The 13,676-nt window shown below is 37.7% G+C and carries 13 protein-coding genes; 12 read left to right on the forward strand and 1 reads right to left on the reverse strand.

The genetic code is table 11. The features are described from left to right. Positions 1 to 26 precede the first annotated feature (26 nt). Entirely contained in the window at positions 27 to 890 is an 864-nt protein-coding gene (locus tag NZD88_RS16305; protein WP_169236285.1) for an SPFH domain-containing protein, read from the forward strand. A gap of 163 nt (positions 891 to 1,053) precedes the next feature. After that, positions 1,054 to 1,257 (forward strand): type II toxin-antitoxin system antitoxin, encoded by a 204-nt coding sequence (locus tag NZD88_RS16310; protein WP_259830526.1) that lies wholly within the window; start codon positions 1,054 to 1,056, stop codon positions 1,255 to 1,257. 132 nt (positions 1,258 to 1,389) lie between these two features. Here NZD88_RS16310 and NZD88_RS16315 read toward each other — a convergent pair whose 3' ends face one another. Next, positions 1,390 to 1,593, reverse strand: coding sequence for a hypothetical protein (locus NZD88_RS16315; protein WP_259830527.1), 204 nt, complete (start codon positions 1,591 to 1,593; stop codon positions 1,390 to 1,392). 135 nt (positions 1,594 to 1,728) lie between these two features. Between NZD88_RS16315 and amaB the strand changes: the two genes are divergently transcribed. From amaB to NZD88_RS16365, 10 genes are all read left to right on the forward strand, one after another. Then, the gene (gene amaB / locus NZD88_RS16320; protein ID WP_259830528.1) at positions 1,729 to 3,279 is read left to right on the forward strand and encodes an L-piperidine-6-carboxylate dehydrogenase; all 1,551 of its coding nucleotides are present in this window, start codon (positions 1,729 to 1,731) and stop codon (positions 3,277 to 3,279) included. Between the two features lie 103 nt (positions 3,280 to 3,382). Continuing rightward, entirely contained in the window at positions 3,383 to 4,708 is a 1,326-nt protein-coding gene (gene lat / locus NZD88_RS16325) for an L-lysine 6-transaminase (RefSeq protein WP_259830529.1), read from the forward strand. 63 nt (positions 4,709 to 4,771) lie between these two features. Then, positions 4,772 to 5,002: a DUF2007 domain-containing protein gene (locus tag NZD88_RS16330; RefSeq protein WP_259830531.1), complete on the forward strand. Its 231-nt coding sequence runs from the start codon at positions 4,772 to 4,774 to the stop codon at positions 5,000 to 5,002. 304 nt (positions 5,003 to 5,306) lie between these two features. After that, complete coding sequence (locus tag NZD88_RS16335) at positions 5,307 to 5,819, forward strand: GNAT family N-acetyltransferase (protein ID WP_259830533.1); 513 nt, start codon at positions 5,307 to 5,309, stop codon at positions 5,817 to 5,819. 116 nt (positions 5,820 to 5,935) lie between these two features. Then, complete coding sequence (locus tag NZD88_RS16340) at positions 5,936 to 6,391, forward strand: transcriptional regulator (RefSeq protein WP_169236279.1); 456 nt, start codon at positions 5,936 to 5,938, stop codon at positions 6,389 to 6,391. Between the two features lies 1 nt (position 6,392). Further along, positions 6,393 to 7,577, forward strand: a complete 1,185-nt coding sequence (locus NZD88_RS16345) for an efflux RND transporter periplasmic adaptor subunit (RefSeq protein ID WP_259830535.1) — start codon at positions 6,393 to 6,395, stop codon at positions 7,575 to 7,577. A 1-nt stretch (position 7,578) separates the two neighbouring features. Further along, positions 7,579 to 10,725: an efflux RND transporter permease subunit gene (locus NZD88_RS16350; protein WP_259830536.1), complete on the forward strand. Its 3,147-nt coding sequence runs from the start codon at positions 7,579 to 7,581 to the stop codon at positions 10,723 to 10,725. 89 nt (positions 10,726 to 10,814) lie between these two features. Further along, the gene (locus NZD88_RS16355) at positions 10,815 to 12,230 is read left to right on the forward strand and encodes a TolC family protein (protein WP_259830538.1); all 1,416 of its coding nucleotides are present in this window, start codon (positions 10,815 to 10,817) and stop codon (positions 12,228 to 12,230) included. Between the two features lie 200 nt (positions 12,231 to 12,430). Beyond that, positions 12,431 to 12,934 (forward strand): GNAT family N-acetyltransferase, encoded by a 504-nt coding sequence (locus tag NZD88_RS16360; RefSeq protein ID WP_259830540.1) that lies wholly within the window; start codon positions 12,431 to 12,433, stop codon positions 12,932 to 12,934. Continuing rightward, positions 12,931 to 13,410, forward strand: a complete 480-nt coding sequence (locus tag NZD88_RS16365) for a MarR family winged helix-turn-helix transcriptional regulator (RefSeq protein ID WP_259830542.1) — start codon at positions 12,931 to 12,933, stop codon at positions 13,408 to 13,410. The genes NZD88_RS16360 and NZD88_RS16365 overlap by 4 nt, the downstream gene beginning before the upstream one ends. Positions 13,411 to 13,676 lie beyond the last annotated feature (266 nt).

Consider the following 13,676-nt stretch of genomic DNA (forward strand, 5'->3'; position numbering starts at 1 on the left):
AATAATATCAAATTAAAATTGCAATTATGGAAAAAGTATTAAAGCCTATGTCGGGCTATCTGGCGCTGGTATTCTGTCTGGTTTTATTTGCCGGAGCTGTTTATTTTTTTATTTCCGGAGTTGAGCAGAGCATCACATTTGTGATCATAGCGATGCTGTGTTTTCTGCTGTTCTGTTTCTTCCTGAAGGGACTGATGATCATTCAGCCAAACCATTCAAGAGTATTGAACTTCTTTGGAAAGTATGTAGGAAGTGTAAAGGATAACGGACTCTTTTTTATCAATCCTTTGTACACATCGCAAAAAATGTCATTACGTTCTGAGAACCTTCAGGGGCAGACGTTGAAAGTAAACGACAAAATGGGTAACCCCATTGAAATCGCAGTGGTAATGGTTTGGAAAGTAGGCGATACCTATAAGGCGGCTTTTGACGTTGAACGTTATTCAGACTTTGTAAAAATGCAGAGTGAAGCAGCGGTTCGTCATTTGGCGATGAGTTTTCCTTATGATAATTTAGAGGACGATCATGCACCCATTACTTTAAGAGAAGGGGGTGATAAGATCAATTCTATTTTGGAGCAGGAGCTTACCGACCGTCTTTCAAAAGCGGGAATTATCATTCAGGAAGCGAGAATTTCTCACCTGGCTTATGCTTCAGAGATTGCAGGAGCGATGCTTCAGAGACAGCAGGCAACCGCAATTGTAGCAGCAAGAACCAAGATTGTGGAAGGAGCAGTAGGAATGGTAGATCTGGCATTGAAAAAACTTTCTGCAGAGAATATTGTAGAGCTTGATGATGAAAGAAAAGCGGCTATGGTAAGCAATTTAATGGTGGTTCTTTGCGGTGAAAAAGCAGCTCAGCCGATCTTAAATGCAGGAACTCTTTATTAAAATGAAGAACGCAAAGTGAGGAATGAAAAATGAATACTTAGATTTCATAACAAACTTAGCTGAGTAAAACGCTTTTGCGAACTGGGATAAAAGTTTATTTAAACGAAATCTTTGCGTCTTTTGCGCGATTAAAAAAGTAGGACTAAACAGGTAACGAGAAAAAATGAAATCGGAAAAAACTCCAAAACCCTCCGAAAACAAAGGCAAGAAATCCTTTGTCATCAGGATCGATGAATCTACCTACAAGCAGGTGGAGAAGTGGGCCAATGACGAATTCAGGAGCGTAAACGGGCAGATTGAATACCTGTTGCATCAAAGCCTTGTCAATTCGGGGAGGAAAAAGAAAGACGAAGAAGGATTAGGGTAAAGTAAAAAGTCTAAATAGCAAGTTTGCATATAATTAACCCGATAACAGAATAATAACTATTCCATTGATCATATTAAAAAAGAAAAGCAGAGAAAATTTCTCTGCTTTTTTTATGCTTAAAATATCAGGTATTTATTCAAATAGTCTTGTGAAGTAATTACTGATTATGGTCCAGAAATTTTTCCCCAGAAAATAAATAAGGGTAGAGGTAATGATTCCCTTTACGGTGAAGAATATGATGCCACCAATGCCAAACTTCTTAACCAAGCTTTTCCATTTGGAGCTCTTCTTTTCCTCTACGGTATTACTATCCTCTACTGGATTATTATTTTCCATTCCTGAAATTCAAAAGATTACATCACAAAGATAAGCATGTTTATAATTAGTCCAAATAAAAAGCATGTTAAAAATTAAAATTTTGAGGTTCGCATAATATTTCTATCTTTAGAGGAAACGAAAAGTAAACATTTTATGTCTAAAAAAGTAAAGGATTTCGGAATCGAAAAAACACTCAAAAACCTTGGTATTAAAGAAGAAAATAAGGGGACTTCGGTGGGCGGAAAATATTTTGCTTCAGGGAAAACGATAGAAAGTTTTTCTCCCGTAGATGGCAGATTAATCGCTAAAATTAAGACTTCCGGAGAAAGTGATTATGACAAAGTAATTGAGACGGCTCAGAAGGCGTTTCAGGAGTTTAGATCTATCCCTGCTCCTAAAAGAGGTGAGATCGTTAGGCAGCTAGGCCAGAAATTAAGAACATATAAAGACGACCTTGGAAAACTGGTTTCTTATGAAATGGGTAAATCCCTTCAGGAAGGTCTTGGAGAAGTTCAGGAAATGATTGATATCTGCGATTTTGCAGTAGGGGTTTCAAGACAGCTTCACGGTTACACGATGCATTCAGAAAGACCTGGTCACAGAATGTACGAGCAGTACCATCCGCTTGGGGTTGTAGGTATCATTACCGCTTTCAACTTCCCGGTTGCCGTATGGGCGTGGAATACAGCTTTAGCTTGGATCTGCGGAAACGTTACCATCTGGAAGCCATCAGAAAAAACACCATTATGTGCTATCGCATGTCAGAACATTATGGCTGAAGTAGTGAAGGAAAACAATCTTCCTGAAGGTATTTCAAGCGTATTGGTTGCTGACCATGAGATCGGGCAGAAACTGGTTGATGATAAAAGAGTTTCATTAGTATCTTTTACGGGTTCTACAAGAGTAGGAAGAATGGTTTCTTCTAAAGTAGCAGAAAGATTCGGAAAATCTATCCTTGAATTAGGAGGAAACAACGCGATTATCATCTCTAAAGACGCAGATATAGACATGTCTATCATCGGAGCTGTTTTTGGAGCTGTAGGTACGGCCGGACAAAGATGTACGTCTACAAGAAGACTGATCATCCATGAAAGCGTATACAACGAAGTGAAGACCAGATTGGTAAAAGCTTACGGACAGTTGAAAATAGGAAATCCATTAGATGAAAATAACCACGTAGGACCGCTTATCGATGTAGATGCAGTGAATCAGTATGAAGCGGCTATCAAGAAATGTAAGAAAGAAGGTGGAAAATTTGCAGTTGAGGGTGGTGTTTTAAGTGGAAAAGAATACGAATCAGGATGTTATGTTAAGCCATGCATCGCAGAGGTTAAAAACTCTTACGAGATCGTTCAGCACGAAACTTTCGCGCCGATCCTGTATCTGATCAAATATAAAACATTGGAGGAAGCTATTGCTATCCAGAACGATGTTCCTCAGGGATTGTCATCTGCTATCATGACCCAGAATCTTAGAGAAGCAGAATTATTCCTTTCTCATGCAGGTTCAGACTGTGGTATTGCGAACGTAAACATCGGAACTTCAGGTGCTGAAATTGGTGGCGCTTTCGGTGGTGAAAAAGAAACCGGAGGCGGAAGAGAATCCGGCTCAGATGTTTGGAAATACTATATGAGAAGACAAACCAATACAATCAATTATACGGCTCAACTTCCTTTGGCACAAGGGATTAAATTCGACCTGTAAAAATTTTAATTTAAATCATTTAACGATTTAAAAATTTAAAAATTAATAACCTGGAATGTTTAATCTTTTAAGCGTTCAATTTTTAAATCAAACACAGTTAATTATGGAACAAACAATTGATATAAAAGCAAATAAAGTAAAAGAAACAGTAGGAAGACACGTTTTGGCAGACGGCTTTGATTTTGTGATGGATATTGAAAGATCCCACGGTTCATGGCTATATGATAAGCTTACAGATAAAGAATACCTTGATATGTTCTCGATGTTTGCATCAGCATCTGTAGGGTACAACCACCCATATCTTGTAGAAAGATCAGAATGGCTGGGAAGAATGGCGGTCAACAAGCCAACTTTGGCAGACGTGTACTCAGAGGAATATGCTCACTTTCTGGAAGTTTTTGAAAGAGTAGTGATTCCTGAAGAACTGCAGTATGCTTTCTTTATTGAAGGTGGAAGTTTAGGGGTAGAAAATGCAATGAAGGCGTGCTTCGACTGGAAAACGCGTAAGAATTTTGAAAAAGGACTTCAGACGGAAGCCGGAATCTGTATCCATTTCAGACAGGCATTCCACGGAAGAAGTGGCTATACATTAAGCTTAACCAATACTTCTGACCCAAGAAAATATCAGTATTTCCCGATGTTTGACTGGCCAAGAATTCTAAATCCTAAATTATCTTTCCCAATCACGGAAGAAAATTTAGAGGAAACCATCAAGAACGAAAATTTAGCTCTTCTTCAGATTGAGGAAGCTATTCTGATGAACCCTGATAAAGTAGCATGCATCATCATCGAGCCTATTCAGGCTGAAGGTGGTGACAATCACTTCAGAGACGAGTTCTTGCTAGGATTGAGAAAATTGTGTGATCAGAATGAGATCTTACTGATCTTTGATGAAGTTCAGACGGGTATTGCCATTACAGGGAAAATGTGGGCGTTCCAGCATTTTACTGCAAAACCGGATATTATTGCTTTCGGGAAAAAAGCACAGGTTTGCGGTGTTTTAGCCAATAAAGAAAAATTTGATGAAATCCCGAACAACGTTTTCAGAGAAAGTTCAAGAATCAATTCTACTTTCGGAGGGAACTTTATCGATATGCTTCGTTTCCAGCTGGTGATGGAAGTGATCGAAAAAGAAAACCTGGTTGAAAATGCAAGAGTGGTGGGTGATTACCTTTTAGAAAGATTAAAAGAACTGGCTCAAAAATATCCTGAGAAAATTTCAAATGCAAGAGGAAGAGGCCTGATGTGTGCTATAGATCTGCCTTCAGCACAAGATAGAAACCACTTAATGAACGAACTTTTCAAAGACGGATTGATCATTCTTTCGTGTGGGGATCAGTCCCTTCGTTTCAGACCACACCTTAATGTGACCAGGGAAGAAATTCAATTGGCGATAGATAAAATCGAGCAGAATCTTAACAAAATTTAAAACCAAAGATTTGTAATTTTAAAAAAAACGTTGTACATTTAGATACTCAAACGATATAGAAATATGGAAAGAAGTACGAGAGTGTCGGTTTTTGAAAGTGATAAACCTTCAGAAATCCAGTTAATAAAGTCTAAATTGGATGATGCAAAAATTACAAACAGCGTCGAAAACAGCTATCTTACCTTTACGACAACGCCCACAGCAACGTCGTTAAAAATCATGGTAGATCTTCAAGACGAGAAGAATGCATTTCAGGTAATAGATGCTTATCTTCAACAAAGTGAAAATCAATAAAACAATTTCATAATTTTAAATTTTACTACTTCGAACCGAAAATTAATTTTAATTAGTTTTCGGTTTTTTGATTCAAATAATAAAAATTATTCAAAGATTTAAAAATTTAAGAATTAAAAGATTATGGGATTAAGAAATTATCAACTTTTGTTTTATTGAGTTAGATATTCAATAGTGGTGGGCTTTAGCCCGCCTTAAGAATAAAAATATTTCAAATCCGGCTTTAGCCAAAACAAAAAAACAACGAATCTCTTTATTTTTCAATCTTTTGATTCTTAAATCTCTATTTAAAAATAAACCAATAATGAATTTAGAAACTAAGCTTAGGAAAGCTGAAATTGAAGACAGGCATGAGATTTGGGCGATTATTCAACAGTCCATTGAAAGAAGAAAACAGGACGGAAGTACCCAGTGGCAAAATGGATATCCTAATATGGGAACAGTAGAAAGTGACATTGCAAAAGGCTTTGGGTATGTGATGACGGTAGACGGAGAAATTGCTGTATACGCAGCTTTGATCTTAAATGACGAGCCTGCTTACAGTACCATTGAAGGAGCCTGGCTAAGCGATGGCGAATTCGTGGTGGTGCACAGAGTAGCCGTTGACGGAAAATTTGCAGGACAGGGAATGGTGAAAAAATTGTTTGACCATATTGAAGATTTTACAAAATCCCAGGGAATTCAAAGTGTAAAAGTAGATACGAATTATGATAATATGGCCATGCTGAAGATCCTTGAAAGTAAAGGTTATTCCTACTGTGGTGAAGTTCTTTTGGCAGACGGAATGCGTAAAGCCTATGAGAAGATTATAATTTAAGCCAAAAGTTAAATCATCTTTCATTGAATTTTTAAAAGAGTCTGTATTTATAAACTCTATCATGTTTGTTCGTTTAGTTCTGAACTAATTTCTACTTTTGTCAAAATTTTTATATTATGCACCAAAGTATAGAAGTTGATGAAAAAATATTTCAGGATGCTGTAAAGTTTTATGGCACCGTTTTTAATCTACCCCCTTTAGCTTCAAAAATTTACTCCTACCTTCTTTTCGATTACGAGAAAGCAGGAATTACTTTTGATGAATTTGTCGAGGTGCTTTCCGCAAGCAAAAGCTCTGTTTCTACCAGTATCTCATTACTGCTGAATGCACAGTTGATCATCGACCATAACAAAATGGATGAGCGAAAACGCTATTTTTTCATCAATGATGAATACAAGAAGATCAGATTTGAAAAAATTGTTCAAAAAATGGAGGACGAACTCAAACTGCTGGATGACCTGAACAACTTTAAAAAAAATCATGACAATCAATACAACGAACGAATAGAAGCTTACAAAGCACTCTTACACAAAAACATAGAAAATATTCAGGAATCTCTTAATAAACTTTAAAATGAATAATAAGCTAGTTATACTTTCTATTGCAGCGTTTTCACTGACAGCCTGCAAAAAAGAAGCTCCAAAACAGGACGGCGCAAAACCCTATCCTGTAATTAATGTGGAGGCGAAAAATATCGTAGGTTATCAGACATTTCCAGCTACCATACAAGGAAGGGTCAATAATGATGTACGTGCGAAAATACAGGGATATATCACTCAGGTTTTAGTGGATGAAGGGCAATATGTGACCAAAGGACAGCCTTTGTTCCGTCTTGAAACCAATATCCTGTCAGAAAATGCAGCAGCAGCAAAAGCAGGAATCGGTGCCGCTGAATCTACTATTGCAGCTGCACAGGCAGGTGTAAATGCAGCTCAGGTGGAAGTCAATAAATTAAAACCTTTGGTGGCTAAAAATATCATCAGTGATGTTCAGCTGCAGACTGCACAGGCTAATTTAGCTCAGGCAAAAGCTCAGTTGCAACAGTCAATGGCCGCAAAACAACAGGCTTCTGCAAACTATAAAGGAGTAGCTGCCAACATTGAATATTCTATCATTCGTGCGCCTATTTCCGGAGTTATTGGTAAACTTCCTTTAAAAGTAGGGAGTTTAGTGGGTCCAACAGATCAAACTGCTTTAACAACCATTTCAGATACTTCTGAATTGTTTGCCTATTTTTCTATGAATGAAAAAGAATATTTTGATTTCCTTGAAAAATCTCCGGGAGCTACCATGCCTGAGAAGATCAAAAACCTTCCAATGGTTGAGCTACAATTGGCGAACGGAAGTATTTATTCTGAAAAAGGTAGAATTGAAGCCATTACAGGGCAAATTGATGCGACAACAGGAACCATACAATTCAGAGTTGCCTTCACAAATCCTCAGAAATTATTGAGTAACGGTAACAGTGGATCTATCAGACTTCCAAAAACATATGATAACGTATTGGTTGTCCCTGAAAGCGCAACGTATGAACAACAAGGTATCGTTTACGTTTATAAAGTAGAGAAAGATACTGCTAAAAATGTTGTGATTAATGTGATCGACAGAATTGACAACATGGCTTTAATAAAATCTGGCGTAAATAAAGGTGAAATGATCGTTGCCGCAGGAATCGGAGGTTTAAAACCGGGAACTGCTGTAAAGCCGAAACCTATAAAAATGGATAGCCTTGTACAATCTATAAAACCGAAATTCTAAAATGATTAAAAATTTTATAAACCGACCGGTTTTATCCACCGTAATCTCAATTCTGATTGTGATTCTCGGTGTTTTGGGATTAATTTCCCTGCCTGTCACACAGTATCCCGATATTGCACCTCCCACAGTAAGCGTTTCAGCCAACTACACAGGAGCCAATGCGGAAACTGTTATGAAAAGTGTAGTAGTACCTTTGGAAGAACAGATCAATGGGGTGGAAGGAATGGACTACATTACTTCCAGTGCAGGAAATGATGGTTCAGCACAGATTCAGGTGTTCTTTAAACAAGGAATTGATCCGGATATTGCTGCGGTAAACGTACAAAACCGTGTGACCAGAGCAACGCCGTTACTTCCAAGTGAGGTAACGCGTTCAGGAGTTGTTACACAGAAACAGCAGACGAGTGCCCTGATGTATATGTCTTTCTATTCTGAAAATAAAGACTTAGACGATGTATATCTTCAAAACTTTTTGAATATCAATGTTATTCCGAACTTAAAAAGAATTAATGGAGTAGGTGATGCCAACGTTTTCGGGGGTAAAAATTACTCCATGAGAGTTTGGCTGGATCCTTCAAAAATGGCAGCTTATGGGCTAGCTCCGGATGATGTTACGGCTGCGATCAATGAGCAGAGTAGAGAAGCGGCAGCCGGTTCTATCGGACAAAACAGCGGGAGTTCTTTTGAATACATCATCAAGTATGTCGGAAAATTCAACGAAAAAGACCAATATGACAATATCATCATCAAAGCTCTTCCGGACGGACAGAACTTAATGCTGAAAGATGTAGCTAAAGTTGAACTGGCAGGACAGTCTTATACAGGAGTCGGGGAAAACGGGAACAACCCATCCATCAGTATGGGGATCTTCCAGACACCGGGTTCCAATGCCCAGGATATCATCAGAAATATTAAAACGTACCTGAAATCAGCAGAAGGAAGCTTCCCTGAAGGCGTAAAATATACCTTTAACTTTGATACCAACGAATTCCTTGAAGCATCGATTGAAAAGGTCGTTCATACCTTAATTGAGGCCTTTATTCTGGTATTTATTGTGGTGTATATCTTCTTACAGGATTTTAGATCTACCTTAATTCCGGCCATTGCGGTTCCGGTATCTATTGTGGGTGCGTTCTTCTTCCTGAATTTATTTGGGTATTCATTAAACCTATTAACCTTATTCGCACTGGTTCTTGCGATCGGTATTGTGGTGGATGATGCGATTGTCGTCGTCGAGGCCGTTCACGCCAAAATGGAACACGGTATTTCCGATGCTAAAAAAGCGACCGTAGAGGCGATGGATGAGATCACAGGAGCTATTATCTCCATTACATTGGTAATGGCAGCGGTATTCGTTCCGGTAACATTTATTACAGGTCCGACGGGGGTTTTCTATCAGCAGTTTGGTATTACCTTAATTATTGCGATCATTATTTCTGCAATTAATGCATTAACGTTGAGTCCGGTTTTATGTTCATTATTCTTAAAACCTCACGATGCACACCACGCAGAATATAAAAACTTAAACTTTTTACAGAAGTTTTTCTATAAATTTAATATCGCTTTCAAAACGACAACCGATCGTTACGGAAGAGGATTTGTGTTCTTATTGAGACATAAATGGGTGACGCTGATCATTTTTGCCGTGACAGGAGGTATTTTATTCTGGGCGAGTTCAACAATGAAAAAAGGTTTCGTCCCTACAGAAGACAGAGGGATCATCTTTACGGATGTACAGCTTCCTCCGGGTGCTTCAATGGAAAGAACTTACAATGCGTTGAAAACACTTCAGGCGAATGCCATGAAAGTTCCGGGAGTACAAAACGTTACGATTTCTACAGGTAGAGGTTTCTTATCAGGAAACGGAAGTAACAACGGTCTTGCTTTCATTAAGTTGAAACCATTTGACGAAAGGAAAAAAGGCGGGCAGACTTCCGAAGATATTACTAAAAAACTATTCGGTATCTCAGGAAAAGTGCCGGATGCGAAAGTAGTATTCTTCCAGCCGCCAAGTGTACCTGGTTTTGGTAACAGTGCCGGTTTTGAAATGGTATTGCTGGATAAATCAGGTGGAGATTATGCCGATCTTGATAACAAAACCAACGAGTTCATCGGCAAACTGATGCAAAGACCTGAGATTGAATTTGCTCAATCATCATTTAATACAAAATATCCTCAGTATCAAATGGACATCAATGTTCCTTTGGCCAAACAGGTTGGCGTTTCTGTAAGTACGATTTTAAGTACCATGCAGGGATATATCGGAGGAGTTTACACCGCCGACTTTACAAAATACGGAAAGCAGTTCAGAGTAATGGTTCAGGCACTTCCTGAAAACAGACAGAACATCAATAATCTAAATGAATTGTATGTAAGAACAGCTTCCGGAGTAATGTCCCCGATTTCTCAGTTTGTAACGCTGAAAAAAGCATACGGTCCACAATCGGTAAGTAGATACAACCTGTTTACTTCCGTGAAGATTACAGGGGCCAACTCTGCAGGATTCAGTTCCGGAGATGCCATTACGGCGGTTCAGGATGTTGCGAAAGAAACTTTAAATCAAAATTATGATGTAGAGTTTACAGGGTTAACAAGAGAAGAATTGAATTCAGGATCGCAGACCTTATTGATCTTCGGATTAAGTTTGGTTTTCGTGTACTTCATCCTTTCTGCTCAGTATGAAAGTTATATCCTTCCGTTGGTGGTGGTAATTTCTCTTCCTCTTGGGGTAATGGGAGCTTATTTTGGGCAAAAAATAATGGGCTTGGAAAATAATATCTATTTCCAGATCGCTTTGATTATGTTGGTTGGATTGCTCGCGAAAAATGCCATTCTGATCATCGAGTTCGCGGTCCAGAGAAGACATCATGGTGAAACCATTGTCATGTCTGCCATCAATGCGGCAAAAGCCAGATTAAGACCTATTCTAATGACATCATTTGCTTTCATCTTCGGTTTATTACCATTGGTTTTAGCGAGTGGAATTGGTGCGGTAGGTAACAGATCTATTGCAACAGGTGCCGCGATTGGATTACTAATAGGTACAATCTTAGGACTTTTCGTAATTCCTGTCTTGTATGTGATTTTCCAGACTTTACAAGAAAAAGTGAAACCGCTTAAAAAAGAAGAGATCAATTTAGCAGAATAATTTAATTAGAGAAGTTAGAGGTTAGATTTTAGAAATTAGTTTTTAAATCTAGCTTCTAACCTCTAGTTTCTAACTTCTAATTACAAAAAATGAAGAGTTTATTAAACATCATAAAAGGAATAACTTTTTCAGTCGCAATTTTGGCAGCCGTTTCATCTTGTATGGCGAGAAAAGAATATGAAAGGCCGAAAAATGTTGTAGACGAAAAGCTTTTCCGTACAGATATGCTTCCTACAGACAGTACCAGTATCGCGAACGTTTCCTGGAAAGAAATTTTCACCGATCCGATACTTCAGGGGCATATTTCTAAAGCTTTAGAAAATAATTTAGATATAAGAATTGCCTTACAGAGCATTACTTCTGCAGAGGCTTATTTAAAGCAAAGTAAAGCAGCGTACGAACCGACAATAAGTGTTGGTCCTGGCTATTCTTTCCAGACTCAGTCTTTGAATACCCAAACCGGACAGTTGTTCGGAGACAGAAGATATATCAACCAGCTTGATATTACAGCAAGTCTTGGTTGGGAAGCTGATATCTGGGGAAAATTAAAGGCTCAGGAAAAAGCTCAGCTTGCCACTTATTTAGGAACTGTTGCAGCTCACAAAGCCGTAAAAAGTGATTTGGTTGCCTCTGTTGCTTCAGCGTATTATCAGCTGTTAACGTATGATTTTCAGAAAAAGATCATCACAGAAACCATTGCTGTTCGTGAGAAAAATTTAGAAACAACTAAGGCTTTAAAGATATCAGGAACGGTTACAGAAGTTGCCGTTCAGCAAAGTGAGGCATTGGTTTTCAATGCAAAGTCTTTATTGATTGATATTGATACTCAGATCCAGTTATTGGAGAATACCATGAGTTTATTGATGGGAGAGCCTTCTCATGCGATTGAAAGATCAACCTTGGAAACGCAAAAAATTCCAATCGATCTGAAATTAGGATATCCTGCTCAATTGCTTGCCAACCGTCCGGATGTGATGAGAGCGGAGTATACGCTGATGAATGCTTTTGAATTGACCAATTCTGCAAAAGCTCAGTTTTATCCTACCTTGAAGATTACGGGAAGCGGAGGGATTCAGTCTCTTGATATTGATCATTTATTCAGTGTGAATTCTTTATTTGCAAGTGTAGTAGGAGGATTAGCGCAACCTATTTTAAATAAGAGAGCGATAAGAACCAACTATGATGTAAGTGTAGCGAATCAGGAAACGGCTTATCTGAACTTCAGAAAGACTGTTCTTACAGCCGGAAAAGAAGTTTCTGATGCCATTAGAGTTTTCTCCGTTCAGGATTCTTTTATTGAATTGAAAGAAAAAGAATTGGAAGCCTACAAAAAATCGGTTAACTATTCTCAGGAGCTTGTGAACTATGGTATGGCCAACTATCTTGAAGTATTGAATGCCAGTGTGAATTCGTTAAACGCAGAATTAAATATCTCTAATGCAGAATACAGTAAAATGAAAGCAGCTGTAGAGCTTTATCAGGCTCTCGGTGGTGGATGGAAATAATTATTTTCAACCGATAAATAGTAAAACGTATGTCAGTAACGGCATGCGTTTTTTTATTTCTGATTCTATTTTATAGCTGCTATCAATCTCTTATTTTAGATTAAATAATGCTTCTAACAGGAATAATAGTGTTAAAAGTAATATTTTGTTTGTATATATGTAGTAGACTACGTAGTTTTGTACTATTAATCTTAAAACAAATGAAAATACATATCCAACAGCTAGACAATACCTATTCTGATCAGTTAATTGATCTGATCCTAACGATTCAGCAGAAAGAATTTAACGTACCGATAACGATAGAAGACCAGCCGGACCTGAAGCAGATTGAAAGTTTTTATATGAAACCCGGTGGAAACTTTTGGGGAGCTTTTATAGATGGTGAACTGGTAGGCTCGATAGCGCTGGTTAAATTTGATGAAAGGGCAGGAGCGGTGAGAAAAATGTTTGTCAAAAAAGAATTCAGAGGAAAAGAGCTGAATATTGCACAGGAACTGCTGGAAGTTTTGGTCTCTTTCTGTCAGGAAAATGGCATAGACTCGATATACTTGGGAACCGTTATTATACTGAAAGCAGCTATACGCTTTTATGAAAGGAATCATTTTGTAGAGGTTGAAAAAGAAAATCTTCCTGCTTTTTTTCCATTGATGAGTGCAGATAATGTTTTTTATTATTTAAATTTAAAGCAAAACCATACGGTATGAATATCATAGATGAATCAGGGATTCTGGCCATATCTACAAGGCTTCAGCGTCTGAGTGAGCAGCTCAGAAAAGATGGTGCTATGATCTATAAATCTTTTGATATTGATTTTGAGCCTAAATATTTTCCGGTCATCTTTACCCTGCATCACAAAAAAATGCTGAGTGTTGTAGAGATCGCCAATGAAATAGGGTATACCCATCCTTCCACCATAAGTCTGCTTAAGGAACTGGAAAAACAAAAGCTGATTCAATCGAAAAAAGATAAACAGGATGAGCGTAGAAGACTCATCGTATTATCTCCAAAAGGCATTGAACTGATCGAAAAAATGAAACCGGTTTGGGAACTGGTATCAAAAGTATTGGGCGAAATTGGGGACAATAAAAACAACCTTCTGGCCGCTATCAATGAAGCGGAAGAGAAGATTGCGGAACAGTCTTTTTATCAAAGGGCTTTGCAGCAAAAAAAAGAAAAATAAATGGACTGATTGCCAGTTGAATGGTATATCAAAATCTCATTGTAAATGTTTAAAAAACCCTGTAATTATCCATAATTACAGGGTTTTTTATTTTTAGATCGAATCTTGTTTTTTTGAAAATCATCTTTAATTTTTATCAAATATGCATAAATGAATAGTATTTAAATGAAGTTATCTATAATAATTAATAAAAACATTATGGATGTAAAAAAAACACTAATTTTGCATAACAACACTGAGGATTGAAAATTTATGAACTTATATTA

Origin of the sequence: Chryseobacterium pyrolae (assembly GCF_025153485.1) — a bacterium.
GTDB classification, from domain to species: Bacteria; Bacteroidota; Bacteroidia; order Flavobacteriales; family Weeksellaceae; genus Chryseobacterium; species Chryseobacterium antibioticum.

What these genes read in the sequence shown, in the direction of transcription:
- amaB (WP_259830528.1), top strand. Translation starts at nt 1,729, where the DNA reads ATGTCTAAAAAAGTAAAGGATTTCGGAATCGAAAAAACACTCAAAAAC.
- lat (WP_259830529.1), top strand. Translation starts at nt 3,383, where the DNA reads ATGGAACAAACAATTGATATAAAAGCAAATAAAGTAAAAGAAACAGTA.
- NZD88_RS16330 (WP_259830531.1), top strand. Translation starts at nt 4,772, where the DNA reads ATGGAAAGAAGTACGAGAGTGTCGGTTTTTGAAAGTGATAAACCTTCA.
- NZD88_RS16365 (WP_259830542.1), top strand. Translation starts at nt 12,931, where the DNA reads ATGAATATCATAGATGAATCAGGGATTCTGGCCATATCTACAAGGCTT.
- NZD88_RS16345 (WP_259830535.1), top strand. Translation starts at nt 6,393, where the DNA reads ATGAATAATAAGCTAGTTATACTTTCTATTGCAGCGTTTTCACTGACA.
- NZD88_RS16340 (WP_169236279.1), top strand. Translation starts at nt 5,936, where the DNA reads ATGCACCAAAGTATAGAAGTTGATGAAAAAATATTTCAGGATGCTGTA.
- NZD88_RS16305 (WP_169236285.1), top strand. Translation starts at nt 27, where the DNA reads ATGGAAAAAGTATTAAAGCCTATGTCGGGCTATCTGGCGCTGGTATTC.
- NZD88_RS16350 (WP_259830536.1), top strand. Translation starts at nt 7,579, where the DNA reads ATGATTAAAAATTTTATAAACCGACCGGTTTTATCCACCGTAATCTCA.
- NZD88_RS16355 (WP_259830538.1), top strand. Translation starts at nt 10,815, where the DNA reads ATGAAGAGTTTATTAAACATCATAAAAGGAATAACTTTTTCAGTCGCA.
- NZD88_RS16360 (WP_259830540.1), top strand. Translation starts at nt 12,431, where the DNA reads ATGAAAATACATATCCAACAGCTAGACAATACCTATTCTGATCAGTTA.
- NZD88_RS16335 (WP_259830533.1), top strand. Translation starts at nt 5,307, where the DNA reads ATGAATTTAGAAACTAAGCTTAGGAAAGCTGAAATTGAAGACAGGCAT.
- NZD88_RS16310 (WP_259830526.1), top strand. Translation starts at nt 1,054, where the DNA reads ATGAAATCGGAAAAAACTCCAAAACCCTCCGAAAACAAAGGCAAGAAA.
- NZD88_RS16315 (WP_259830527.1), bottom strand. Translation starts at nt 1,593, where the DNA reads ATGGAAAATAATAATCCAGTAGAGGATAGTAATACCGTAGAGGAAAAG.